The sequence below is a fragment of the Corynebacterium singulare genome, from assembly GCF_000833575.1.
In the GTDB taxonomy this organism is placed as follows: Bacteria; Actinomycetota; Actinomycetes; order Mycobacteriales; family Mycobacteriaceae; genus Corynebacterium; species Corynebacterium singulare.
Genome location: NZ_CP010827.1, coordinates 1,509,362 through 1,533,443, shown reverse-complemented (window position 1 = coordinate 1,533,443; position 24,082 = coordinate 1,509,362). Strand labels below are relative to the sequence as shown.

Genomic DNA, 24,082 nt, shown 5'->3' with positions numbered 1-24,082 from the left:
ATGAGTATTCTCAAAACCCACGATTCGCTCTTGCTGGATCTTGACGGAACTGTGTGGGAAGGCGGCCAGGCGTTGCAGTGCGTCGTGGATGTCGTCAACTCGTGCGGTATCCCAACCGTGTATGTAACGAATAACGCTTCGCGTAGTCCGCAGACGGTGGCAGAAATGCTTGGGGAAATCGGTGTTAAGACTGACGCTGGGCATGTCGTCACGTCTGCGCAGGCCGCAATTCGTATGGCTCGCGAGGATCTGTCAGCGGGAGCCAAGGTTTTGATCATTGGCGCCGATTCGTTCCGCGCGCTAGCCCGTGAAGCGGGATTCGAAGTCGTCGACAGTGCTGATGACAAGCCTGCAGCCGTCCTCCAAGGAATGGACAAATCCGTGGGCTGGACACAGCTTTCAGAAGGCGCAATCGCCATCAATAACGGGGCGAAATACTATGCCTCGAATTTGGACACCCAGCTGCCGACGGAACGTGGTTTGGCTGTAGGTAATGGCTCGCTCGTTGCAGCCATTACCTCGACCACTGGCGTGGAGCCCAAATCAGCTGGTAAGCCGGAACCGGCCATGTTTACTCAAGCAGCCAAGCTGGTGGGTGCGACGAAGCCACTTGCAGTGGGTGACCGTCTTGATACTGACATCGTGGGCGGAAATACTGCCGCAATGGATACCTTCCACGTGCTCACCGGGGTGTCCCGGGAGCTAGAACTCATTGAGGCCCCTCCGGAGCTGCGCCCCAACTTCATTGGTGCAGGTTTCCATGAGCTCTCGCTCTCGGAGGCCCAGGCAAGTCCGGGTGCACAGGGTGGGTTCATGGCTCGTTATGACGGCTATGACATCGTGTTGCAGGGCGGTAACGAAAAGTCGACATCGATCGAAGCGCTGCGCACGGTTCTCGAAGTCGCCTGGGCTGGCCCCAAGCCGCCACGCTACATCCAGCCACGCAGTGAGTTCGCTGAGAAGGCCGTATCCACATGGCAGTAAAGCCACATGACCCGCGAGCAGTCATGGCGCCGGAAGCACTCGACGCCTCCGTGGCTGCCATTCTGCAGGAGCCAGCTGATTCCCTCGAGGAGGAGCTGGTGCAGTTGGATCGTGTGCACGCTGTGTTGCGTGATGCTCTCCAAGACAACTGAGGAAAGATTCACATATGCCCCCACAACGTCGCCGCCTCGATGCGGAGCTGGTTCGCCGCAAGATCGCACGCTCTCGCGAGCAAGCAGTGGACATGATCAAGGCTGGACGCGTCACGGTTGGCGGATTCACAGCGACAAAACCTGCCACTGTGGTGGAACCAGAGGTCTCCATCAAGGTAGAAGCAGAGGAAGGGGACGATTGGGCGTCGCGAGGCGCGCACAAGCTCCTTGGAGCTCTGGACGCTTTTGACGTGGACCTTAAGGGTCGACGTGTCTTGGACGCGGGGGCGTCGACTGGCGGCTTTACTGACGTGTGCCTGCGTAAGGGAGCAGCTGAGGTTCTGTCCGTCGATGTGGGCTACGGGCAGCTGCTGTGGAGGCTACAAAATGATGAGCGGGTAACCGTTCTCGACCGCACGAATATTCGCAACCTCACGCTGGAGCAGACCGATGGTCCTTGTGACGCCATGGTGGGAGATCTGTCTTTCATTTCCCTCAAGCTCGTCCTGCCGGCCATTGTTGAATGCATGTCCGAAGGCGCATGGTTGCTGCCCATGGTGAAACCGCAGTTCGAGGTAGGCAAGGATCGCATTGGTTCGGGTGGCGTGGTGCGCTCGCCGGAGCTACGTGCTGAGGTAACTAAGGATGTTGCGCTCTTTGCGCAGAGCCTTGGGCTTAGCGTGCATGGTGTCGCAGCCTCGCCGTTGCCGGGCCCAAGCGGCAATGTGGAGTATTTCCTCTGGCTTGTGAAGGACGGCATGTCTACTTCAGAAGATAAGCTAGACGCCATGATCGACACGGCTATCAAGGAGGGACCACAGTGAGTAGGACTGTTACGGCAGAGGCCACGGCTCGTCGCGAAATTCTCCTTGTCCCGCATGCCAGCCGTGAGGAAAACCTTGTTGCTACGCATCGAGCAGCGGAACTGCTGCAAGAAGCTGGAATTAAGGTGCGCGTGTGCGCCGCAGATACCGTTTTGTCAGGTTTGCAGCACGTCAAACACACCCCGGCGGCGGCCGAAGGGTGCGAACTCGTTCTCGTGCTCGGCGGTGATGGCACCTTTCTTCGGGCTGCGGACATGGCCCGGGCGGTGGATGTCCCAGTGCTGGGCATTAACCTGGGGCACGTGGGCTTCCTTGCCGAGTGGGAGGCAGAGTCCCTTGACCGCGCTCTCGTGAGGGTTATTGAGCAGACCTATGAGGTTGAGGATCGGCTGACAATCGACGTCGCTGTGTTTGATTCCGAAGGTGAGCTCCGCCAGCGTGGCTGGGCGCTGAACGAGGCCTCGATTGAGAATCTCAACCGCTCGGGAGTACTCGATGCCATCCTTGAGATTGACGGTCGCCCCGTGTCCTCGTTTGGTTGCGATGGTGTTCTTATTTCCACTCCGACTGGTTCCACCGCTTATGCTTTCTCCGCTGGTGGCCCAGTGCTGTGGCCCTCTCTGGATGCGATCCTCGTGGTGCCGAACAATGCTCATGCCCTTTTCACCAAGCCCCTCGTCGTGTCACCTGATTCCCAAGTCGCGGTGGAGTCGGCATCGGCGACGACTCCAGCCGTGGTAATCCTTGATGGCTTCCGTGAAATTTCGATGCCACCCGGTGCGCGTGTCGAGATTGTTCGTGGTGAACGTCCAGTGCGCTGGGTCAGACTCGATGATCAACCGTTCACCGACCGCCTCGTCTCCAAACTTCGGTTGCCAGTGGAAGGTTGGCGCGGACCGCGCCGCTAATATGCTCCTTTAAGAGTTGAGCAGAACAAGGAGGAACTGCCGACGTGCTCGTAGACATCAGCATTGCTGACCTTGGCGTCATCGAAAGCTCCTCAGCGGAGCTCTCGCATGGCCTGACCGTGCTCACGGGTGAAACCGGAGCTGGAAAAACTATGGTCGTTACCGGGCTTCGCCTTCTGGCCGGCGGGCGCGCCGATGCTTCCCGGGTACGAGATGGTGCGGCGAAGGCTGCGGTCGAGGGACATTTTTCTTCTCACTCGGAGGCAGTCGCGCAGCTGGTCGAGGACGCCGGGGGAGAGGCTGATGAAAACGGCGAATATATCGCTTCCCGCACGGTGTCCTCGGCGGGTCGCTCTCGTGCCTATTTGGGAGGGCGTGCTGTTCCCGCCGCCACTCTGGGTGACTTCGCCTCCCACCTCATTACTGTCCACGGCCAAAATGACCAGCTCAGATTACTTGCGGCGGATCAGCAGCTGGCGGCGATTGATAGGTTCGAGCCGGCGATCAGCAAAGTCCGTACAGCGTATACGGAGGCGTTCAGCCACTGGCGTGCTTTGGCGAAAGATTTTCAGCGCCGCACGGAATCGCGCCGTGAGATGGCGCAGGAAGTAGACCGCCTCCAGTTCGCTATCACCGAAATCACCGACCTAGATCCGGAGCCGGGTGAAGACGCAGAGCTGGTAACCCTCATTCGGCGATTGCAGGATGTGGATTCCCTGCGCGAAGCCGCCGCTTCGGCACTGACAGCCCTTGATGGTGGTGAAGGTTTTGGTGATGAAGATACTGCCGTGAACCTTGTTGGCGCTGCGGAATCGGCGCTGGCGGGCTCCACCGATGCGGAGTTAGCGAGGTTGGGTGAGCGCCTCAGTGAGGTCTCCAGTCAGCTCACCGACATTGCAACCGAGCTTGCGACGTATCTCAGTGATCTTCCCGCGGACCCTAGTCTCCTCGAAGAATCTCTGCAGCGTCAGCAAGAACTCAAGCGCCTGACTCGAAAGTATGCTGCCGACATCGACGGTGTCTTAGAGTGGCGGGACTCTGCAGAGGCCAAACTCGCCACGCTCGACACGTCCTCCGAGGCCCTCGAGGCCCTTAAGAAGGACGTGATGGAGGCAGAGAAAGTCGTGGTGGCCAAGGCGGAGAAGCTGACATCGGCACGCACGAAGGCCGCTAAGAAACTTGGCTCGCACGTGACGGAAGAAATCCACGGTCTAGCTATGCCGAATTCCACGCTGACGGTCACGGTGAACAAGACCAAATATTCCAAGAGCGGTGCGGACGAGGTGGAGTTCCAGCTCAACGGTAAACCATTGGCATCTGCGGCGTCCGGTGGTGAGCTTTCGCGCGTCATGCTTGCCATGGAGGTCGTCCTTGCCAGCGGTGATGGAACCACCTTGGTCTTCGATGAGGTTGATGCCGGTGTGGGTGGCCGCGCGGCGGTGGAAATTGGGCGTCGACTAGCGCGGCTCTCCACCACACACCAGGTCATCTGTGTCACCCACCTGCCCCAGGTTGCCGCCTATGCGGACTCGCATCTGCATGTGTCAAAGGAGAAATTCACGTCTGGCGTTGCGGATCTCAGCGCTGAGGAACGGGTCGAAGAGCTGGCGCGCATGTTGGCGGGCCTCGATGACACTGATACTGGCCGCGCGCATGCACAGGAGCTTTTTGACCGTGCGCAGGCAGAAGTTGCTGCTTTCCGCGCGCCTTCCACACATTGAGCCTCTAACAGGGGAAACTGTCAGGCATGAGTCTGTTTTCCCGTAATACCGATCTGCCTGGAGAGCACGGCGCGCTCCGTGACTGCACCCCAGGCGGAAAAGGCATGAAGAAGTTCAGCGCCGGTGACTTCGCCGTCATCAATGCCGCCAACATTTCCCGCCAAGAGGCCCAGACCCTTGTCGATATGAAGCCGGCGGCTGTCATTAACGTTGCCGAATTCTCCACTGGGTCGATCCCCAACTACGGGCCGCACATGCTTCTCGACGCCGACGTGACCCTCATTGAAGGCGTGGGCGAGGATTTCGTAGCACACTTCAAGGACGGCAAGAAGGCTCGCCTCACCGAGGACGGCACCGTTTACGTGGGGGATACCCAGCTGACGTCTGGCACCGTAGTCACCCGCGACCGCGCGGAGAAGAATTTCGCATCCGCGCAACGCGAGCTCATTGACCACATGGAGGCCTACTTCGGAAACTCCATCGAGTTCATTCATTCGGAGGGCCCGCTGCTGATCGATGGTCTCGGTGTCCCCGATGCCGGCTCTGACATGGCCGGACGGAAGGTACTCGTTGTATCGCCTTCAGAAGAACACCGCAAGAAGCTCTCGTTGCTACGGAACTTCATCCGCGAATACGAGCCCATCATTATCGGCGTCGATGCTGCGGCCGACACGGTTGTGGAGCTTGGCTACCAGCCTCACTTCATCGTGGGTGATCCTGCTGAAGTGAGTTCTGAGACTTTGCGGAGCGGTGCGCAGGTCATTCTTCCCGCGGAGCCCGACGGCACCGCTGAAGGCCTAGAACGCATCCAGGACCTAGGCATTGGTGCAATGACCTTCCCGGCCGCTACAGACTCGGCTACGGATCTTGCGCTCTTGCTGGCGGATTACCACGAAGCGCAGATGATTGTGCAGGTCGGTGGAGCGTTGGACCTTGATGACATCTTTGCCAACAAGCCCAATGCGACTCCGGCCGCGTTGCTGACCCACATGAAGGCCGGCACCCGACTCGTGGATGCTGATGCGGTGATCAACCTCTACACCGCACCGAGCGGCGGTGCGATGGGCTGGTTGTGGGCTCTGCTCGGCATCCTGGTCGCACTCGCCGTGGTCATTCTTATCGTGGGCCTTGGGGGAGACGAATCCTTCCTTCAGAACCTCATTGACACATGGAATAACTTCGCCCTGAGCGTGCAGGGGTGGTTCAAATAATGGCTTCGCCTAAGTCACTTCTCGTCACAGGCCTCGGCTTCGGCACGGCCCTTGGCGTCGCCTTAGGCACGCTGCTTATCGCGCCAAACATGGACGCCACTCCCGGGGCTCCAGGCGGTGGTTCGAAGGATGAGGTTCGGGAAAAGTATGCCGAGCTCGTGGTCGAAAATGAGATCCACGAGGCTCAGTTAGACTCCGCGGACTCCGTTCTTCGTGAGCTCAACCGTTTCATCGTCGATGGCTCTCTGGCCCAACGTCCAGTCATGGTCCTCAGCACCCCAGATGCCAAAGAGGCTGATGTGAATGCGATCAAGGCGTTGCTGGGCTCTGCCGATTCCACCGATGCTGGTCACATCACGTTGACCAGGAAGTTCTTTGACCAAGGTGCCGCCGACAAGTTGCTTTCCCTGGTCACGAACACTCTTCCGGCGGGCGCCAAACTCAACGAGAAGAAGGTGGATGCTGGAACGCATGCGGGCGAAGCAATGGCAGCCGCGCTCATGCTCGATCCGAAGAGCACAGAGCCGCTGGCATCTGTTGACGACCGCGCCACCTTGTTGCGCGCTTTGCGTGAGGCCGGCTACATCGAGTACGAGGACGCCACAATTTTGCCCGCGCAAGCGGTGATTGTCGTGGGTGGCGCACAGACCGCAAACGACAGTGAGGAAGACGCCCCGGCACGCTACGCAATCGATTCCACTGTGAAGTTCCTTGAAGGTTTCGATTCTGTTGGTACCTCGACTGTCTATGCCGGTCATGTCCGCGCTGCCGGTAATGGCGGGGCGCTAGAGAAGCTGCGCAAGGACAAGACGGAGATCACCACCGTCGACTCCATTGATCACCCCGTTTCGCAGATGGCGGCCGTCCTTGCAGTCAAGGAACAATTGGACGGAGGACACGGCGTATACGGAGCCGCCGCCAATGCCCAGAGTGCCGCCCCAGCGCTTCCGAAGGATCTATAAATGGCGCATGACTTTCGTGTGGTCGGCAGCGAGCTGCTTCTCGACGCCCCCATCCTCGCCGTTCGCCGCGATGATGTCGTTATGCCCGGTGACGTTGTGGCTCAGCGCGAAATCGTGGAGCACCTCGGCGCAGTTGCCGTCGTGGCGCTGGATGAACAGAATCGCGTGGCTATGGTGGAACAGTATCGTCATAGCGTCGGCAGGCGGTTGTGGGAATTGCCTGCCGGCCTGCTTGATGTCAAAGGCGAGGACGAGCTCAGTGGCGCCCAGCGCGAGTTGCAGGAAGAGGCCGGACTCGCGGCATCCGAGTGGGGCGTGCTCGCTGACCTCGTAACCTCCCCGGGCTTCTGTGAGGAGGCCGTGCGTGTGTTTATCGCGCGGGGCCTCTCGGACGTCGACAAGCTTGACGCCGAGGGCGACGAAGAAGCAGACATGGGCTTCGCTTGGGTAGACCTCGATGAGGCCGTGGATAGCGTTCTTTCCGGAGAAATCGTCAACTCCATCGCCATCGCCGGCATTCTCGCTGCGCATGCGTGTGTGAGCGGCGCACGTACTCCCCGTTCGGTGGACTCGCCCTTTGATATCCGTCCGCAATCCATGGCCCGTCGCCGAGCTGGCGTGGACTTGAAGAAACTGTGAGTGGTGAAACCCCTGCGCAGGCGGCAGGGCAGGCGTGGCTCATGCACCTCATGGTGGAGAAGGGCGCTTCCAAAAATACGGTGAGCAATTACCGCCGTGACATCAACCGTTACGTCTCTTGGTTGGCGGAGACTGGAATTTCTGACTTGCGCCACGTGCAGCGAACACACGTGGAGAATTACCTGATTCATCTGCGGGAGTCACTTGCTCAATCCTCTGCCAGTCGCGCACTTATTGTTGCCCGCGGCCTGCACAAGTTTGCGCTTGCTGAGGGACTTGTTGAGACCGACGTGGCAGCGGAGGTCACGCCCCCGAAGCAGGCCCAGACCTTGCCGGAAACGCTTACTGTGGATGACGTCGACAAGCTGCTCAACGCCATTCCGACGGATGAGGCAGCAACCCCTATCGATATCCGCGACCGTGCCTTGCTTGAGGTGCTGTATGGCACCGGTGCGCGTATTTCAGAGGTCATCTCTCTTCATGTTGATGATGTCACTGGTGATACCCCTCGCTCCGTGCGCGATATTGTGCTGCTGAGCGGTAAAGGCGATAAGCAGCGGCTTGTCCCCATGGGTTCTCATGCGGCGAAGGCCGTGGAAGACTACCTTGTCCGGTCCCGTCCGATTCTGGCTACGGGTGCTTCACATGCGCTTTTCCTCAACACGCGCGGTAAGGCACTGTCCCGCCAAAGTGCCTGGGCGGCTATCAAAACCGCAGCTGAACGCGCGCAACTCACGGCAAACATTTCTCCGCATACCCTTCGTCACTCCTTTGCCACTCATCTCTTGGAAGGCGGAGCCGATGTCCGTACCGTCCAAGAATTGCTGGGGCATTCTTCGGTAACCACGACCCAAATCTATACTCACGTCACCGCCGATTCCCTCCGAGAGGTGTGGCGTACCGCGCACCCTCGCGCTTAGAATCGCGGCAGCTATTCCCGAACGAAAGATCTCCATGCTCCATTCTGTTTTCCTTCGTCACCGTCTCGCAGCAGTTGCTGCGGCGGCGTCCCTCGCCGTGGCGCCAGTGGCGGCAGCGAATTGGTACGGTGTTGCTGTTGCGCAGGCACAGGACGCCACGATTCCAGTACCGGCTGGCCAAACCACGACAGTTTCCTTGCCCGTGCCTGTCGACGTCAACGTGGCTGCCGATGGCTGGACCGTATCCGCTTCCGGCGGGACGGCCACTGTTTCCGCCCCTGCCGCAGGTGGTCAACTGAGCGTGCCGGTGACCTACCAGGGCATCACTATGACCTTCCTTCTGGTTGCTGATGAACAGGTGACCGAACAGGACCTCAACGATGCTGCAACGAGCGGTGACCCAGAGAGCCTGGACGGAACTGCTCACACTTCTCAGGAGACAAGCGGGCAAGACGGTCGGAGCTCTGACGGCGGTCATGGCGATGCCCCCGGTGGAGCTCACGATGCTGAGGGCACTGACGGTGATGACGCCCTTGGCGCTCACGGTGACGAGAATTCTTCGGGTGATTCGACTTCCGGTGAGCGTGAAGGGGGAGGGGCGCGAGAATCTACGGCGGGACATGAGCAGCCGAGTGCTCCGCGTACTGGTCGCGGCTGGGATGGCGTCGATGATTCCCAAGCTTCCTACATCAACCTCGAGTCCACCATTGAAGGCCAGACCATCACCGCGAAGCTGGGCCTCAAGCAAGCCTTAGACCTGTATAACCGTTTCAAGCACCTTGAGGATGCTGGCGTTACGTTGCGCTACCTCAATGCACAGGGAGAATTCGTCGAGGGCGTGCAACGAGAAATCGACAAAGCCTCGCGCACGATGACCTTGACATATCCGGAGGGCAAGGAGCCAGATAACCCGTTCATCATGCAGTTCATTAACAAGGAGTCTGGGACCGCGGAGTTGGTGGTGACATTAACGGATCCCACTCAGGAGACCGCACAGGAGGTTCCGTCTGAACAGCAGCTGGATGCTGATGCTGAGGGGAACGCTGAGCCCACAGACGCTGAAGACTCGGGGCTGAGCACCGGCGAGATCATCAGTGGTATCGGCGGGGTGGGGCTGGTGGCGCTTATCGCCGGCGTGGTGATCTGGCTGTGGCGCCGCCGAAAGTCTAGCCACTAGGCTTTATATCCCCATTTTTGCTGGCTATAATCGCGGGGCGGGTGCCTCAGGGGGTACTCTGTAATCACAACGATGTAAGAAGGCGGCGTCGGCAAGCGCTGCAGGCCGGACTTAAGGGGCCGTACAGGTCAAGGAAGCAGGTGTGACTGTGAGCGACGAGGGACTGTTTGAAGCCTCGGAGGCGCAGGTCGGGTTGACCGGCCGCCCACTTCGGGAACTGCCGGAACCCGAGCCGCTGGAAAAGCACGGCCCTGCCACCATCATCTCCATGTGTAACCAGAAGGGAGGCGTGGGCAAGACCACGTCCACCATCAACATGGGCGCGTGCTTGGCGGAGCTTGGCCGTAAAGTCCTTCTCGTTGACTTGGACCCCCAGGGCGCTTTGTCGGCAGGCCTGGGCCTCACTCATGATCAGATCGGTGACACTATCTATGACGTCATGCTGGATAGCGAGGTTTCGGTTCATTCCGCCATTGTGAACACCGGAGTCTCAGGTTTGGATCTGGTGCCGGCTAACATTGACCTCTCTGCGGCTGAGATTCAGATGGTCAACGAAGTTGGCCGTGAACATACCCTTGCTCGCGCTCTGCGCCCAGTGCGCAAGGACTATGACTTCATCATTATCGACTGTCAGCCGTCCTTGGGCCTGCTGACCGTGAACGCGCTGGCTTGTTCTCAGGGTGTGATTATCCCCATGGAGTGTGAGTTCTTCTCCCTGCGTGGCTTAGCGCTGTTGACGGATACGGTGGAGAAGGTTGCGGACCGCATTAACTTTGACCTTGAGGTCATGGGCATCCTCGTTACGATGTTTGACCGCCGTACTCGCCATGCCCGCGAAGTCATGGACCGCGTGGTCGAGTACTTTGGGGATAAGGTCTTCGACACGGTTATTACCCGGACGGTACGTTTCCCGGAGACTTCGGTGGCTGGCGAGCCCATTACGACGTGGGCGCCGAGCTCCCAGGCCGCGAAACAATACCGCGACCTAGCCAAAGAGGTCATCGAGCGAGCCAACGTCTAGCGTGCCAGCATGACGCAACCGGAGATTACCGGCTTCCGTATTGCGCTGGGTAACTTCGAGGGGCCTTTCGACCTGCTCCTCCAACTCATCCAGGCCAAGAAGCTGGACGTTACCGAAGTCGCTCTTTCTGAGGTTACCGACGAATTCGTCGCCTACACCCGCGCATTAGGGGAAACTGCGGATCTTGATGAGACCACAGAGTTTCTCCTCATCGCAGCGACGCTGCTGGATCTCAAGGCAGCGCGACTTCTTCCGCGGGGTGACGTTGATGACCTTGAGGATCTTGAACTTTTGGAGACTCGAGACCTTCTTTTCGCTCGCCTTTTGCAGTACAAGGCCTACAAACAGGTAGCGGATCAGTTCGCGCACTGGCAGCGCCAAGCACAGCGCCGCTATCCCCGGGCAGTAGCAATGGAGGAGCGGTTTAGTGAGCTTCTGCCGCCGGTCAAGCTGGGGCATACACCGGCGAGTTTCGCCGAGCTTGCCGCGGGAGTCTTCCGGCCCAAGCCACCGGAGGAGGTGGCGACCGGTCACATTCATCAGGTGGCAGTCTCGGTGCCGGAGCAGGCTGGCAAGATTCTTGGCACTCTCAAGATGCTGGGCACAGGCCAGTGGATGAGCTTCGACGCGCTGACCAGGGACTGTACTGTCTCGATGGAAATAGTTGGCCGCTTCTTGGCATTGCTCGAGCTCTATAAGGCCAAAGCGGTTGACGCGGTTCAAGAAGAATCCCTCGGACCTTTGGAGCTGGCGTGGACCGGGCTCGATGTGGACCCGGCCGTCGTGGCGGCGGCCAACTGGGACTAGCTGGGACGAGGACGCCTGTGGCTAAGGTACGCTACCCAGTCATGGAAGACCGCACGGAAGCCACTGTACTGCCGCTTATTTCGCAACTGCGCTCACGCGTGGAATCTATCCTCCTCGTGGTAGATTCACCCGCTAGCGTGGAGGCTTTAGCCCGCGCTCTCGATGCGGAGACAACAGTGATAAGTGATGTTCTCCGGTCCCTGCAGCGCGAGCTGAATGAACGCGGCTCTGGTATTGACTTGAGGGAAACCTCTGAGGGCTGGCGTTTTTATACTCGCAAGGACAACGCCGATGCGGTCGAGCAGTTCGTGCTCGATGGCACCCAGACCAAGCTTTCGCGTGCGGCATTGGAGACCCTGGCGGTGATTGCCTACCGCCAGCCAGTAACGCGCGCCCAGGTCGCCGGTGTGCGAGGCGTCAACGTTGACGGCGTGGTCCGTACCCTGACGATGCGTGGTCTCATCCGTGAGCTCGACGGCGTGGAGGGCCTGGCACATCAGTACGAGACGACAGAGCTCTTCCTTGAGCTGCTCGGCATTGACTCTCTAGAGCGTCTCCCAGACCTCGCGCCGCTGCTTCCGGACATCGAACAGATTGATGAGGACTACTCATGACGCCACACTGTGGGGTAGGATTGCGCCCGGACACCGGCGCCTCTTTGCGCCGCAAATTGAAGAACTATTGAGAGGACACATTTCCGTGACTCCACCCGCTCGCCGCGATGGCACACCGGAGAAAAAGAAGCGAGACAGCGACATGATTGTCTCCAACGCTAAGCCGGCTCGCCATCAGCACGTGAAAAAGAAGAAGGCCACCGCTGACTCTGTCGCCCGTGACTTGGGCGCAGATTGGTTGGTAGACGGCGCTGATAAGAAATCCGACAACCAGGGTGAACGTCTGCAGAAGGTTCTGGCGAAGGCTGGCGTGGCCTCACGCCGCCACGCAGAAATCCTCATTGAGCAGGGCCGCGTTGAGGTCAACGGTCAGGTCATCATTAAGCAGGGCACCCGCGTGAACCCTAACAGCGATGTCATCCGCGTGGACGGCACCCGCATCAATGTCAACGAAGACACCCAGTACTTTGTACTCAACAAGCCGCGTGGCATGCAGTCCACGATGTCGGATGACATGGGCCGTCCCTGCGTGGGCGATGTCGTCGCTGACCGTGTTGTCTCCGGTCAGCGTCTCTTCCACGTCGGCCGTCTTGATGCTGATACCGAGGGTCTGCTCCTGCTCACCAACGATGGCGAACTGGCGAACCGTCTTATGCACCCGAAGTATGAGGTCACGAAGACTTACCTTGCCACCGTGCTGGGAGAAGGCGATAAGAAACTAGTCCGCCAACTCCAAGAAGGCATCGAACTTGAGGATGGCCTGGCCAAGGCAGATTACGTGCAGATCGTTGACAAGAACCAGGGCTACTCCCTCGTACGCGTTGAGCTGCACGAAGGCCGCAAGCACATCGTGCGCCGCATGTTGAAGGAAGCGGGCTACCCAGTCCAGCGCCTCGTGCGCACCAAGCTTCACACGGTGCAGCTTGGTGATATGAAGCCGGGCTCGATGCGTGCGCTGAACTCCAATGAACTAACCAGCTTGTACAAGGCGGTGGGGATGTAATGATTTCAAACATGCCAAACCAAGGGCTCATCGTGGCCGTCGATGGGCCGTCCGGAACAGGCAAGTCCACGACGTGCCGCGCGCTGGCCAAGCGTCTCGATGCCAAGTACGTCGACACCGGCGCCATGTACCGTGTGGCCACTCTTGCTGTGTTGCGTGCCGGCGTGGACCCGGCGAATACCGCGGCCGTTATCGAAGCTACAGCTAACCTTCCGCTGGAGGTTTCGGATGACCCGGATTCCACTCAGGTCATCTTTGACGGCGAGGACGTCTCCCGCGTTATCCGTGAAGACGAGGTCACCCGCAACGTTTCGGCTGTGTCCGCCATTCCGGAGGTGCGCCAGAATCTGGTGGAGCTGCAGCGCTCCTTGGCTGCTCAGGCACACCGCGCAATTGTAGAAGGCCGCGATATCGGCACTGTTGTGCTTGCCGATTCTCCCGCCAAGGCGTTCATGACCGCCTCTGCTGAGGTTCGTGCACAGCGTCGTCACGATCAGAACCTTGCGGCCGGCATTGAGTCTGATTTCGACACCGTGCTTGCCGACGTCCAACGGCGCGACGCCGCCGATTCCTCCCGCGCCACGTCACCGCTGCGTCCTGCAGAGGATGCTGTGCTCGTGGACACTTCCGACATGACCCGTGACGAAGTACTCGACGCACTCGTCGCCGTCATTGAGGATTCTGCTACCAAGGAGGCCGCTGATGACTAATCAACCGCAGAACCCTAATCTCAATCCTGAGCAGGAGCCGGAGGATTTCGAGACCGAATTCCACTATCCAGTGGGCAAACTCGAGGAAGAGATCGTGCGCGATCCACACGGCGGCTGGGCTCCCGATGATTTTGACTCCGATGAATTTGATTATGAGTTCGACGAGGCGGAGTTCGATGACTCTGAGTTCGGTGAGGCAGACTTGGGCGAGGACGAAAGCGACTCCGACGGTGACGCTCCGCTGAGCGAGGAAGAGTGGGAAGCACTTTCCGCCGAGTTTGGCGTGGATGATGGGCACACCGAGGAAAACCTCTGCACGGTGGCCATCGTGGGCCGCCCGAACGTGGGCAAGTCCTCGTTGGTGAATCGCTTCTTGGGCCGCCGTGAAGCAGTGGTGGAGGATCATCCAGGTGTGACCCGCGATCGCGTATCCTACGTCGCGGACTGGAATGGCCAGCGATTTTTCGTCCAAGATACTGGTGGCTGGGACCCCAATGTCAAGGGCATCCACGCCGCTATTGCGCGGCAGGCAGAGCTGGCCATGGCTACGGCAGATGTCATTGTCTTCGTTGTTGACACCAAGGTTGGTATTACCGAAACCGATGCTGTGATGGCTCGCAAACTGCAGAAGTCCGATGTGCCGGTCATCTTGGTGTCTAACAAGTTCGACTCGGAGACTATGTACGCCGATATGGCCGAGTTCTACGCGTTGGGTTTGGGCGATCCGTGGCCGGTGTCCGCACAACACGGTCGCGGCGGTGCCGACGTTCTCGATGAGATTCTGCGTCTGTTCCCGGAGGAACCCCGCAACTCGTCGATCACCTCCGGTCCGCGCCGCGTGGCATTGGTGGGCAAGCCAAATGTGGGTAAGTCCTCGCTGCTCAACAAGCTGACGTCGGAAGAGCGCTCCGTCGTGGACAACGCTGCCGGCACGACCGTCGATCCCGTCGATTCGCTCGTTCAGCTTGATGAACGCCTGTGGAAGTTCATCGATACCGCGGGATTGCGCAAGAAGGTCAAGAACGTGCAAGGCCACGAGTATTATGCCTCCCTGCGTACGCGTGGCGTGATCGATGCGGCCGAGGTGTGCATCATGCTTATCGACGCCTCCCAGGAAGTTTCCGAGCAAGACCAGCGCGTCCTCAACATGATTCTTGAGGCCGGCAAAGCCCTCGTCATCGCGTTCAATAAGTGGGATCTCGTCGATGAGGATCGTCGTTACTACCTGGACCGTGAGATCGATGAGAACCTGCGCCACCTCCCGTGGGTTACCCGCGTCAATATCTCGGCGGAGACAGGCCGCGCTTTGCAGAAGCTGGAGCCAGCCATGATTGAGGCTCTGGACAGCTGGGATCAGCGCGTGTCCACTGGCCAGCTCAACAACTGGATGCGTGAGGCTATCGCAGCCAACCCACCGCCAATGAACAACAATCGCTTGCCCCGCGTGCTGTTTGCCACCCAGGCATCGACCCAGCCGCCGACGATTGTCTTGTTCACAACCGGCTTCCTGGATGCTGGCTACCGCCGCTATCTGGAGCGCAAGTTCCGCGAACGCTTCGGTTTCCACGGCTCGCCAGTACGCATAGCCGTGCGCGTGCGTGAGCGCCGCCAACGCCGCTAGGAGCCGCGGAGGCGTTAATAGTGCTACCCGGCTCCTCGCGCACGCGTGTCCCGCACAACGCCTCCTATCTCTCAAACCCCCGACCAGCAACCCGAAAGCTCCAGCGTTGTGTTAAGGGGTGAACATGAGGCTTGGAGAAGGGGGACCAGTAAATAACAGTATGCCCGTTACGCTGGGATTATACCCTATGGTCGAGCGATTTGAGCACACAAACGCGTGTGAGAATTCGCTCGTCCTTCCGCTTATGTCCGGTAGTGTTTGACCGGATATGGTGTAGTCAGTTCGTATCCAATTCTGAGCGAGAAAGCATGGCATGCTAGCTAGTGTCATCGCGCCAGATTCCGTTCTGGCCATCATTCTTCAAGTCATCATCATCCTGGGAGCACTGCTCCTCGGCACCCGATACGGCGGTATAGGCCTAGGCCTCATCTCTGGTATCGGCCTGTTGCTGATGGTCTTTGCTTTCGGGCTTGCCCCAGGCGAACCACCAGTTTCGGTCATGCTCACGATCATCGCCGTCATTGGGTGCGCTGCGACACTCCAACAGGCCAAAGGTTTGGAAGTGATGATGCAATTTGCGGAGAAGATTCTGCGATCTCATCCAGAGCGCATCACGATTCTCGCGCCTCTGACGACGTGGTTCCTCACTGTTCTCTGCGGTACCGGCCACGTGGTGTACACGATGTTCCCGATCATTGAGGATATTGCTCTTAAGAAGGGCATTCGCCCAGAGCGCCCCATGGCTGTGGCATCGACCTCAGCACAGATGGGCATCACCGCATCGCCCGTGTCTGTAGCAACGGTGTCTCTGGCGTCGATCATCGCGGAGAACGCCGGAGTTATTGATAAGGCCTATTCCATTCCGCAGATTCTGATGGTGGCCATCCCGGCCTCACTGTCTGGTGTCATCCTCGCCTCTTTATGGTCACTGCGCCGTGGCAAGGATTTGGATAAGGACCCTGTCTTCCAAGAGAAGATGAAGGACCCAGAGTTTGCAGCGCGCATTAATGAGAGCACTGGCTCGCTGTTGAATGAGGTCTTTACCAAAGAAGCTAAGCGCTCGGTGGTGGTGTTCTTGGCGGCGATTGCTGCAGTCGTCGCGCTCGGCGCCTTCGAATTTCTGCGTCCACTGGTCCCGGGGAAAGACGGTGAGCTGAGTCCGCTGTCAATGAACCTCGTTATTCAGATGCTCATGCTGGTTGCCGGTGCGATTATTCTCCTGAGCTGCCGGGTTGAACCTTCCAAAATCGCTTCAACCCCGGTGTTCAAGGCCGGAATGACTGCGGTGTTCTCCGTCTTCGGTGTGGCCTGGATGGCGGATACTTTCTTCCAAGCACACATTGAAGCTCTTGAAGCCAACCTGGGTAATGTGGTCGAAGCAGCCCCATGGGCTTACGCTGTGGTCCTCGTCATCGTGTCCAAGCTAGTGAATTCCCAGGCAGCTGCACTTGTTGCTATTGCTCCTATTGGGCTACAGCTAGGCATCGACCCGGCGATCATCGTGGGTTTCTACGGTGCTGCTTATGGTTACTTCATTCTGCCGACGTATCCTTCAGACCTAGCCTGTATCGGGTTCGACCGTACTGGAACGACGCGTATCGGCAAGTTTGTCATCAACCACTCCTTCTTAATCCCCGGCGCGATTTCAGTCGTGACCTCTTGTGTGGTGGGCTCTCTACTCGCTCAGGTCTTGCTCTAATGAGTTCTTAAATCCAACCGTTGGTTTCCGCCCGCCGGGCGGCCTCAAAGCGGTTGGCCGCTCCAGTCTTGGACATGATGGCGGAAATATGGTTACGCACGGTGCCGCCGCTGAGATGCAGCTGTGCTGCGATGGCGGTGGAGCCAAGTCCGCGTACAAGTAAACGGCAGACCTCGATTTCCCGCTCGCTGAGAGGATTATCTGGGGCAAAGAGGATGTCTTGAGCCAGTTGCGGATCGACCACGCGCAGGCCCGAATGGACGCGGCGAATGGCGTCGGCCAGCTCGTCTGGGGGTGTGTCTTTGACAAGGAAACCGTCGACGCCTGCGTCAAGTGCGCGTTTGACGTAGCCGGAACGCCCAAAAGTGGTGACGATGAGGCTTCGACAATCGGTAGCGGCGATCGTCTTAGCAGCATCGATGCCGTTCATTCCCGGCATCTCAATATCGAGCAGCGCCACATTGACGCGATGCTGAGCGACGAGGGCGGCGACCTCGACTCCGGATGAGCACCCAGCAACAACCTCGATGTCCGGCTCGGTATTAAGCAATGCTGTCAGCGCTCCGCGGACTAGCGACTGGTCTTCGGCAATGAGCACCCGTATAGGAGGTGTCATGGTCGCGGAACCTCCTTTATCTCGCAGACACCATCAAGAGTAAGTAAGACAGTGGTCAACCCTTCCGCTCGCTGAATAATGACATCGCCACCGACATCTTGGGCTCGGCGCCGAAGACCCGCGAGCCCCGTAAGGCCCGCAGCAAGCGCTTGCGTAGCGTCCTCGGTAAAACCGTCTCCATCGTCTGTGACCTGAAGAGAATCTTCGCTGAGGATAACCCAGCAGTGCGAAGCCCCAGAATGGCGTACGACGTTGGTTGTGAGTTCACGCAGCGCCCACGAGAATAAGTCCTCATGCGCCCGTGGAGAGATAAGAGTTTCAGGTAAGTGGGGATGGATGTCGGCAGTTTCTAAGATGCGGCGTGCGGCCTGAATCTCACCAGCGAAGGTGGGGTTCTTCATGCGCGTGACGGTGGACCGTACCTCTGCGAGGGATAAACGCGACAGCGAACTGATGGCATCAAGCTCGGCGGCGGCTTTGGCTGGATCGCGGTCGATAAAACGACGCGCTACTTCGGCCTTGAGATTGATAGCTGTCAAGGTGTGGCCGAGGAGATCGTGGATGTCGGCGGCAATGTCTTCGCGTTGTTGGGCTAAATCCAAATCATGCCTTAAGGCGGTTTCGATATCTTCGCGCTGCGATAACGTGCCGAGAGCCAGTATAAGCACAGGCCAGCCAAAGAAAATGATTATGAAGTCGACAAAGTTTTGACGGTCGAAAATCCACGTGGGGATACTAGCGATGATTCCGGTGACGGTGATGACAGTGGCTGCAGTTCTCAGCGGCTGGGTGTAAGCGACTAAGGCTCCAAGATACGGAACGAAGTACACAGCCCACACGCCGTGCGAAGGAATTGCGGCAAGTGCTAGCACAGCGAGTATGCCCCACCGGAGAGCGACTCGACGCTCTAGGGACCACCCGTGCGGGAAGGTATGAAGGGTACCGAAGGAAACAAAATACGTGACGCAAAATACCACGGTGATGGCAACGGCCCAGAAGCGTTGAACCGTGGAATATGAGGGCAGAACAAGGATCCGTACGAGTCCTATGAGAAGAAAGAGCAACCAAATTGCGGCGAAGCACGCGTCCCGCAGCCTGAAATCACGCATCATGCTCGGTTCTTGTCGCGGTTGCGAAGAAACACGCAGAACCCGACGAAAACCACTGTCCATACAGTGATGTTAACCCATGCGTACCAAAGTGGGTCCTCAACGAAGGGGCGCTCACCGTCGATCATTTGAGCACCTTCGGATAGTGGCCACCGGGCAAGTGCCTGTGCGCCGTACATTGGTGTGAATCGCCCAATCTCAAGCAGAGATTCTTTGAGCGGCATAAAGACATTTCCAGCGAAAGCGAGGATGACGATGCTCGACGACGCGATGGAGACGGTGTTTTCCGTTGGGATGAGCATGGCGCAGGCCATACCGTAGATACCGAAAGGGATGGCACAAGCCGAGGTAATGAGAAAGGCGAGGAACCACTGGTCGGGTTGCATCGTTGCCTTGGTAAGCCCACCGGTGAGGAAGACAGCAGCTATGGGCAAGATAGCGCGGACCGCGATGTTGAGGACGTGGGCAAGGCCAAGCTGAGATGCTCGGAGGGGAGTGAGCGCCAGTTGACGGCCCCACCCGGCGCGGTTTTCGGCAACCATGGAGCCAGCTGCCCCAACGGCACCAGTAGCGCCGGCGTAGAGCGCCATGCCAATCATGACGAGAGCCGCGACGTTTCCGCCATTGAACTCGGTGTCGCCATACTCCTGCATGGCGCCGAAGAGCATGTAGAAAATGACGGGCAGGCCGATGCTAAAAAAGAGCGTTGGTAGGTCACGGCGCAAGCGCTTTAAGTCGTGTGCCGCGTATTTCAAGGTCGTACCAAGCGTTGGTGTAGCAGAAGTGGTGATGCTCATGACGGATAACTCCCTAATTTGTGATGGGGTCCGGAGAAGCGCCGGACAGCTCAAGGAACGAGTCCTCGAGACTATGGCCAGTAATGGTGATATCGTGCGCTGTGGTTTCAGTGAGCAGGTAGCGGGCTACCGCGTCAGAATCGCGCGAAGTGATTTTGAGGCCAGTGTCTGTGGCCACTTGATGGAGAACTCCCGGTAAAGGTTCGTTCAAGAGACGACTCGGCACGCCATCAGGGAAAGCGGCCCGGATGGTGCGGGTGGAGCTTGCGTTGCGGATGTCTTCAGTGCTGCCGTCAGCGTGTATCTCGCCTTTGTTGAGCATGACGATGCGCTGCGCAAAGGTGTCGGCCTCTTCAAGGTAATGAGTGGTCAGCAGGATGGTTCTTCCGGCTTTGGCTTCCTCTTTCATGGTTTCCCAGAAGTGGCGGCGGGCACCAGCGTCCATGCCGGTGGTTGGTTCGTCGAGCAGCAAGAGCATCGGATCACCCAATAGAGCCAATCCGAAACGCAGGCGTTGCTGCTCGCCACCCGAGCATTTCCCCACCCTGCGCGAAAGGATGTCACCTAGATTGGCGCGCTCGATGATGTCCTCGTATGGGCGGTGTGAGGGGAAGGCTGCGCCGAGGAGCTCCAGAGTTTCCTTCACGGTGATGTCAGAAAGGAGGCCTCCTTCCTGCATGACAGCGCCGATGCGCCCGCTTTTCACAGCGGTGTGCGGGGTTTGGCCGAACACCTTGATGGTGCCTGATGTCGGGGTAGTCAGCCCCAAGATGAGGTCAATGAGCGTGGTCTTGCCTGCACCATTGGTTCCGAGTAGACCGACGATTTCACCTTGGGAGATGGTGAAGGAGACGTCGTGAAGCGCATGCACCGGACTACGAGAAGAGGCGTTGAAGGTTTTGCTGATTCCGGACACGTCGATGGCCGGGGGAGAGGTGTGTGTCGTGTTCATAGCCTCACGTTAAGGCTGTGCGGATTCTGCAGCGTAGACATGACGTCATGAGTTTTACATGACAGTTGTCATGGGTACAGAAGGCGGCTATTCGCCAGGACGGGCCAGGACGAAGGCATCGGTGCGGTAGGGGATTGCTAGCTCTTCGCCGGGCTGGAACCCCATATGTTCATAGAGGTACCAATTGAGGTTGTAGGTCATGCGCTTGTGAATCTTCTCGCCATTACGGAGCCAATAGGAACGGGTATGCATGAGTTGGTGCAGCTGCTCGGGCGTAAGAGTGTGGTTCCAGGTGAGGCGCAACTCATCCCGGACTTCCCACGGAGCGGCAAGGGTGGGATAGAAGCCTGGGCGGTGGACATCTCCTGAGTGCATAATCCGAGCGAGTCGAAGGATCCAGGGATCCGCGTTCACGTCGAGTGTGTTCCAGACGAGCACGACCCGGCCACCAGGGCGAAGGATACGGTCAAACTCGGCGCAGGCGCGGTCCACATCGACCCAATGCCAGGTTTGTGCGCAGGTGACGGCATCAAGTGACGAACTAGTCAACGCAGTGTCCTCCGCTGTGGCCCGCCAGCATGGAATGCCGAGACGGCTGAGAACCCTAGTCATGTCCGGGGAGGGATCACTGGCGAATACTTCAGGGTTGGTGAGTGTTGCGGTGAACTTGCCGGTGCCGGCGCCCACATCCAGGACCGTGTGTGCGGATCCAACGAGTGCAGCCACGTCGAATGGATAGCTGGGGCGCACATCCTGGTAGTTTTCGGCGCCCTCGACGAAGGCGCGGGCAGCGCGCGTTCGCTGGTGCACAGTGCGGAATGTGGGGCCCTCCTGCGTGGATGCCTTGCGATAGCTGGGATAATGCTCAGGGCGCGGGGGAGGGGAGCTGATGGAGGACATAATGCTTTCAATCTACCGCGCCGCTACGTGTTCGTTGATACGGAGCTGTTACCTTGTAGTGGCTAGGATCTATGAATCAACGTCCAGGGGGTCAGACACCGGTGAAGTTGCGCGGTAAGACAGCCCACCAGCCGCGCGTTCTGCGAGCTTTGTGTGCTGCTGTGTCTTCTGCGGTATGTGTGGGAGCACTGGGAGCTTGCGCTGGGACTGACGGCACTCCGACTCCCACGACGTCGGCCGTCTGGACTAATGACCTCGGGGTGCCGGTGGCCCCCATGCTCGTGGGACCGGAACCCGGACACACCAAGAACATGAAATTGGCGTCTGGGCGCAGCTTTCTTCTGCATGTTCCTGAGAACTACACACCGGAGCGCTCGTGGCCGGTGCTCCTTTCCTTCCACGGCTGGAACGACAGTCCTGAAAACATGGAAGGGTACACCCAGTTCGATGCCGCCGAAGCCATTGTGGCCTACCCACAGGGAGTCGAAAAAGCGTGGACTCCGGCTCCCTACGCAGCAACCAGTGAAGAAGAAGATGTGGATTTCGTCCGCCAGATCGTCGATAGCCTGCGGGCGACGTACAGCGTGGACGATGACGCCATTTTCGCCGCTGGTTTGTCCAACGGGGGTGGATTTGCGGCTTTCTTGGCCTGCCGGATGCCGGGCACGTTCCGATCTGTGGCAACGGTGTCAGCGGCGTATTACGAGGGAATCCACTCTGAGTGCTCTGAGCGGCCTGTGGGCCGCCTCGATATTCACGGCACGGATGACCCGGTGGTCAATTACGAGGGCGGTGTTCGCCACGGTACTGCCTACTCTTCGGTCGCAGAGGTGCTCGGTCAGCATCAAAAGCGCAATAAATGCGTAGGCGATGTGGAGAGCCTGCGCCTGACGAATGACGCCGTTAAAGAAACATGGACCGGCTGCAAAGCACCGCTGCAACATATTAGGATCAACGGTGGTTCCCATGTGTGGCCAGGTCGTCCCAGTAAGGATAAGCCCGAAGTGGGGCGCGGCTTTGCTACTGACACGGTCCTGGATTTCTTCGGAATCCCGGGACGCCCAGAAGGCACGGAAGAGCACGGCGTTGCTGAAGCCTCCCGCCATGCGGCGTCGTAGCCCCCGCACTACCGGCGCAGGGCTCCTACTCCTCTATTGGCGTGAGGCGTATGTGGCTAAAGTCCAGTCCGTCGAGCGCCTGGACTCGAGCCAGGCAAATATCGGCAACGGAGTCGAAACCGGCACGGCGTGCGGGGCTCGAGGCTTCTGTTGGCTGAGCAATCTGTACGAGATGCACACTGCGGCTGCCGCCATCCTCCCGATTGAGTTCCGCCACGGCCTGAGCAGTGGTTCCGGATCCAGCAAAGAAGTCGAGGACGACCGCGTCGGCGCCGCCGGCGATGGCGATAAGATGCTTGATTAGCCGGACAGGCTTGGGAAAATCGAAGGTTCCTTGAATGCCGAGAGCCTCCTCAGCATCTTTGCGTCCAGTGCGCGTGACTCCAAAGCGTTCGCCATCAAGTATTGAACGTGGGCGTGCCCCCTTCTTTTCGTAGTTCTTGGTGTAGACGAAGCCGCGTCGAAAGACTAGCTCCTCATAGTGTTCGGAGACTTTATCCTTGCCCCACCGCCAGCGTGCCACCTGGCTTTTTCCTTCCGGTTGATGTGGCCAATACTCACGACCATCGGGGCCTGTAATGGAAAAATCGAGAGAGGGCAGGTAGCCCAGCGTCTTGGAATCAAGGCGCACGAGAGAGTAGTTCCCCTTTTCGTCGCTGTGGTTGTACCTCGTTGAGGTCTGTGCGTGCGGGTCGAGATTGAAGCCCGGATTGGATGCGCTCTTGGCGTAACAGAGCACATACTCGTGCTCTATGACCGCGTATTTGGAGTCATTTTTGCCCGTGCCGCCCTTCTTCCAGATGAGTTGACCGGCAAAGCAATCTTCCCCAAACACTTCATTCATGATGAGTCGCAGGTGGGCAGCTTCAGACTCACCAATCGATACAAAAATGAAGCCAGTGTCTGCGAGGACCTCACGCGCCAAAATAATCCGCGGCAACATCATGGAGAGCCATTCCGCGTGCCACTGCCCGAAATGTTCAGACCGCACCTCGCGACGCTGGCGGAAGTTATCTCGGTAGACGAAATCCTTCCCGGTGTTATAAGGGGGATCGATATAGATGACGTCAGCGTGAAAACCTCGGGCGACGAAGTCCTTGAGAGCATCCAGGTTGTCGGCTTCCGTGACAGTGTGTGGAGAGGAGCTGACGCGCTTGACGACGTCCCTCCGAACCTTCAGCTCTCCATGAGCCTGCACAGCAGCCTCGTTTTTCCCTGGCCATGTGAGACCAAAGTAGGTAGTCGATGATGGGGGAGAAGAGTGGTTCGAGGGCATTGTGCTGAAAATTTTCTAATGAGATCAGGGCTGCAAATCTAGTTGATAAGACCCCAAGGCTTGGTGAATGTATCACGGTTTCTCGGGTGGTCCCTGTGGTGTATGGTGCGGCGGAAACGGAGAGCCACGGGCTATTACTGAGGTTTAGCGTACAAGTCTTCTCAATTGAGAGTGGGGTGGCACACCGCATGGTGTTGAACGAAAAGGGGTAACCGTAGGGGGTGAACTTTCTCAACTAACCTTAATACTCTCAGATTGAATTACTGCCCACGGATATGGGTGTTTCTCATCGCACGAAGCTTGGGAGTGGCACTCATCGTGGCGAAGTGTGAGTTGCGTCG

At 58.5% G+C, this 24,082-nt stretch carries 24 protein-coding genes; 18 read left to right on the top strand and 6 right to left on the bottom strand.

From position 1 onward, the window contains the following. From CSING_RS07130 to CSING_RS07055, 17 genes are all read left to right on the top strand, one after another. Window positions 1-984: an HAD-IIA family hydrolase gene (locus CSING_RS07130; protein ID WP_042530977.1), complete on the top strand. Its 984-nt coding sequence runs from the start codon at window positions 1-3 to the stop codon at window positions 982-984. Further along, window positions 975-1,136, top strand: a complete 162-nt coding sequence (locus CSING_RS13835; protein ID WP_169744722.1) for a hypothetical protein — start codon at window positions 975-977, stop codon at window positions 1,134-1,136. The genes CSING_RS07130 and CSING_RS13835 overlap by 10 nt, the downstream gene beginning before the upstream one ends. Window positions 1,137-1,150: 14 nt before the next feature. Next, on the top strand, window positions 1,151-1,960 hold the full coding sequence (locus tag CSING_RS07125) for a TlyA family RNA methyltransferase (protein ID WP_042530975.1): 810 nt from the start codon (window positions 1,151-1,153) through the stop codon (window positions 1,958-1,960). After that, a complete protein-coding gene (locus CSING_RS07120) occupies window positions 1,957-2,868 on the top strand; it encodes an NAD kinase (protein WP_042530973.1) in 912 nt (303 codons plus the stop codon). Before CSING_RS07125 ends, CSING_RS07120 begins: the two co-directional genes overlap by 4 nt. A 44-nt stretch (window positions 2,869-2,912) precedes the next feature. Further along, window positions 2,913-4,589 carry a DNA repair protein RecN gene (gene recN / locus CSING_RS07115; protein ID WP_042530971.1) on the top strand — a complete coding sequence of 559 codons (1,677 nt, stop codon included), beginning with the start codon at window positions 2,913-2,915 and terminating at the stop codon, window positions 4,587-4,589. Window positions 4,590-4,615: 26 nt separating this feature from the next. Beyond that, window positions 4,616-5,800 (top strand): putative cytokinetic ring protein SteA, encoded by a 1,185-nt coding sequence (gene steA / locus CSING_RS07110; RefSeq protein ID WP_042530969.1) that lies wholly within the window; start codon window positions 4,616-4,618, stop codon window positions 5,798-5,800. Beyond that, window positions 5,800-6,762 carry a copper transporter gene (locus tag CSING_RS07105; RefSeq protein WP_042530967.1) on the top strand — a complete coding sequence of 321 codons (963 nt, stop codon included), beginning with the start codon at window positions 5,800-5,802 and terminating at the stop codon, window positions 6,760-6,762. Before steA ends, CSING_RS07105 begins: the two co-directional genes overlap by 1 nt. Then, window positions 6,763-7,401, top strand: coding sequence for an NUDIX domain-containing protein (locus CSING_RS07100; RefSeq protein WP_042530965.1), 639 nt, complete (start codon window positions 6,763-6,765; stop codon window positions 7,399-7,401). Window positions 7,402-7,442: 41 nt separating this feature from the next. Then, window positions 7,443-8,321 (top strand): site-specific tyrosine recombinase XerD, encoded by an 879-nt coding sequence (xerD, locus tag CSING_RS07095; RefSeq protein ID WP_042533265.1) that lies wholly within the window; start codon window positions 7,443-7,445, stop codon window positions 8,319-8,321. Window positions 8,322-8,355: 34 nt separating this feature from the next. Beyond that, the gene (locus CSING_RS07090) at window positions 8,356-9,498 is read left to right on the top strand and encodes an EGFR-like transmembrane domain-containing protein (RefSeq protein ID WP_042530963.1); all 1,143 of its coding nucleotides are present in this window, start codon (window positions 8,356-8,358) and stop codon (window positions 9,496-9,498) included. Window positions 9,499-9,640: 142 nt separating this feature from the next. Beyond that, window positions 9,641-10,519 (top strand): ParA family protein, encoded by an 879-nt coding sequence (locus CSING_RS07085; protein ID WP_201773939.1) that lies wholly within the window; start codon window positions 9,641-9,643, stop codon window positions 10,517-10,519. 9 nt (window positions 10,520-10,528) lie between these two features. Next, window positions 10,529-11,326 (top strand): segregation and condensation protein A, encoded by a 798-nt coding sequence (locus CSING_RS07080; RefSeq protein ID WP_042530960.1) that lies wholly within the window; start codon window positions 10,529-10,531, stop codon window positions 11,324-11,326. Between the two features lie 41 nt (window positions 11,327-11,367). Beyond that, complete coding sequence (gene scpB, locus CSING_RS07075; RefSeq protein ID WP_042530958.1) at window positions 11,368-11,940, top strand: SMC-Scp complex subunit ScpB; 573 nt, start codon at window positions 11,368-11,370, stop codon at window positions 11,938-11,940. An 85-nt stretch (window positions 11,941-12,025) separates the two neighbouring features. Then, a complete protein-coding gene (locus CSING_RS07070; RefSeq protein ID WP_042530956.1) occupies window positions 12,026-12,943 on the top strand; it encodes a pseudouridine synthase in 918 nt (305 codons plus the stop codon). Further along, window positions 12,943-13,653 (top strand): (d)CMP kinase, encoded by a 711-nt coding sequence (gene cmk / locus CSING_RS07065; protein ID WP_042530954.1) that lies wholly within the window; start codon window positions 12,943-12,945, stop codon window positions 13,651-13,653. The genes CSING_RS07070 and cmk overlap by 1 nt, the downstream gene beginning before the upstream one ends. Beyond that, window positions 13,646-15,274 carry a ribosome biogenesis GTPase Der gene (gene der / locus CSING_RS07060; RefSeq protein WP_042530951.1) on the top strand — a complete coding sequence of 543 codons (1,629 nt, stop codon included), beginning with the start codon at window positions 13,646-13,648 and terminating at the stop codon, window positions 15,272-15,274. The genes cmk and der overlap by 8 nt, the downstream gene beginning before the upstream one ends. 313 nt (window positions 15,275-15,587) lie before the next feature. Further along, window positions 15,588-16,973, top strand: coding sequence for an anaerobic C4-dicarboxylate transporter (locus CSING_RS07055; RefSeq protein ID WP_042530949.1), 1,386 nt, complete (start codon window positions 15,588-15,590; stop codon window positions 16,971-16,973). Between the two features lie 7 nt (window positions 16,974-16,980). Here CSING_RS07055 and CSING_RS07050 read toward each other — a convergent pair whose 3' ends face one another. The 5 genes from CSING_RS07050 to CSING_RS07030 all read right to left on the bottom strand — a co-directional run bounded on the left by CSING_RS07050 (window position 16,981) and on the right by CSING_RS07030 (window position 21,347). Continuing rightward, the gene (locus tag CSING_RS07050; RefSeq protein ID WP_042530947.1) at window positions 16,981-17,589 is read right to left on the bottom strand and encodes a response regulator transcription factor; all 609 of its coding nucleotides are present in this window, start codon (window positions 17,587-17,589) and stop codon (window positions 16,981-16,983) included. Then, a complete protein-coding gene (locus CSING_RS07045; protein ID WP_052471396.1) occupies window positions 17,586-18,701 on the bottom strand; it encodes a sensor histidine kinase in 1,116 nt (371 codons plus the stop codon). Before CSING_RS07045 ends, CSING_RS07050 begins: the two co-directional genes overlap by 4 nt. Further along, window positions 18,698-19,495, bottom strand: coding sequence for an ABC transporter permease (locus tag CSING_RS07040; protein WP_042530945.1), 798 nt, complete (start codon window positions 19,493-19,495; stop codon window positions 18,698-18,700). Before CSING_RS07040 ends, CSING_RS07045 begins: the two co-directional genes overlap by 4 nt. Window positions 19,496-19,508: 13 nt before the next feature. Beyond that, complete coding sequence (locus tag CSING_RS07035) at window positions 19,509-20,447, bottom strand: ABC transporter ATP-binding protein (RefSeq protein WP_201773938.1); 939 nt, start codon at window positions 20,445-20,447, stop codon at window positions 19,509-19,511. 87 nt (window positions 20,448-20,534) lie between these two features. Next, complete coding sequence (locus CSING_RS07030) at window positions 20,535-21,347, bottom strand: class I SAM-dependent methyltransferase (RefSeq protein WP_407637920.1); 813 nt, start codon at window positions 21,345-21,347, stop codon at window positions 20,535-20,537. A gap of 71 nt (window positions 21,348-21,418) precedes the next feature. Between CSING_RS07030 and CSING_RS07025 the strand changes: the two genes are divergently transcribed. Further along, a complete protein-coding gene (locus tag CSING_RS07025; protein WP_236683941.1) occupies window positions 21,419-22,465 on the top strand; it encodes an alpha/beta hydrolase family esterase in 1,047 nt (348 codons plus the stop codon). 25 nt (window positions 22,466-22,490) lie between these two features. On the opposite strand, the gene CSING_RS07020 is transcribed toward CSING_RS07025, so the two are convergent. After that, window positions 22,491-23,741, bottom strand: coding sequence for a site-specific DNA-methyltransferase (locus tag CSING_RS07020; RefSeq protein WP_042530942.1), 1,251 nt, complete (start codon window positions 23,739-23,741; stop codon window positions 22,491-22,493). Between the last annotated feature and the right edge of the window lie 341 nt (window positions 23,742-24,082).

Excerpts from the sequence above, each read along its gene's own strand:
- CSING_RS07130 (WP_042530977.1), top strand. The coding sequence starts at position 1 with ATGAGTATTCTCAAAACCCACGATTCGCTCTTGCTGGATCTTGACGGA.
- CSING_RS13835 (WP_169744722.1), top strand. The coding sequence starts at position 975 with ATGGCAGTAAAGCCACATGACCCGCGAGCAGTCATGGCGCCGGAAGCA.
- CSING_RS07125 (WP_042530975.1), top strand. The coding sequence starts at position 1,151 with ATGCCCCCACAACGTCGCCGCCTCGATGCGGAGCTGGTTCGCCGCAAG.
- steA (WP_042530969.1), top strand. The coding sequence starts at position 4,616 with ATGAGTCTGTTTTCCCGTAATACCGATCTGCCTGGAGAGCACGGCGCG.
- CSING_RS07105 (WP_042530967.1), top strand. The coding sequence starts at position 5,800 with ATGGCTTCGCCTAAGTCACTTCTCGTCACAGGCCTCGGCTTCGGCACG.
- CSING_RS07100 (WP_042530965.1), top strand. The coding sequence starts at position 6,763 with ATGGCGCATGACTTTCGTGTGGTCGGCAGCGAGCTGCTTCTCGACGCC.
- xerD (WP_042533265.1), top strand. The coding sequence starts at position 7,443 with ATGCACCTCATGGTGGAGAAGGGCGCTTCCAAAAATACGGTGAGCAAT.
- CSING_RS07090 (WP_042530963.1), top strand. The coding sequence starts at position 8,356 with ATGCTCCATTCTGTTTTCCTTCGTCACCGTCTCGCAGCAGTTGCTGCG.
- CSING_RS07080 (WP_042530960.1), top strand. The coding sequence starts at position 10,529 with ATGACGCAACCGGAGATTACCGGCTTCCGTATTGCGCTGGGTAACTTC.
- scpB (WP_042530958.1), top strand. The coding sequence starts at position 11,368 with ATGGAAGACCGCACGGAAGCCACTGTACTGCCGCTTATTTCGCAACTG.
- cmk (WP_042530954.1), top strand. The coding sequence starts at position 12,943 with ATGATTTCAAACATGCCAAACCAAGGGCTCATCGTGGCCGTCGATGGG.
- der (WP_042530951.1), top strand. The coding sequence starts at position 13,646 with ATGACTAATCAACCGCAGAACCCTAATCTCAATCCTGAGCAGGAGCCG.
- CSING_RS07055 (WP_042530949.1), top strand. The coding sequence starts at position 15,588 with ATGCTAGCTAGTGTCATCGCGCCAGATTCCGTTCTGGCCATCATTCTT.
- CSING_RS07050 (WP_042530947.1), bottom strand. The coding sequence starts at position 17,589 with ATGACACCTCCTATACGGGTGCTCATTGCCGAAGACCAGTCGCTAGTC.
- CSING_RS07045 (WP_052471396.1), bottom strand. The coding sequence starts at position 18,701 with ATGATGCGTGATTTCAGGCTGCGGGACGCGTGCTTCGCCGCAATTTGG.
- CSING_RS07040 (WP_042530945.1), bottom strand. The coding sequence starts at position 19,495 with ATGAGCATCACCACTTCTGCTACACCAACGCTTGGTACGACCTTGAAA.
- CSING_RS07035 (WP_201773938.1), bottom strand. The coding sequence starts at position 20,447 with ATGAACACGACACACACCTCTCCCCCGGCCATCGACGTGTCCGGAATC.
- CSING_RS07030 (WP_407637920.1), bottom strand. The coding sequence starts at position 21,347 with ATGTCCTCCATCAGCTCCCCTCCCCCGCGCCCTGAGCATTATCCCAGC.
- CSING_RS07025 (WP_236683941.1), top strand. The coding sequence starts at position 21,419 with ATGAATCAACGTCCAGGGGGTCAGACACCGGTGAAGTTGCGCGGTAAG.
- CSING_RS07020 (WP_042530942.1), bottom strand. The coding sequence starts at position 23,741 with ATGCCCTCGAACCACTCTTCTCCCCCATCATCGACTACCTACTTTGGT.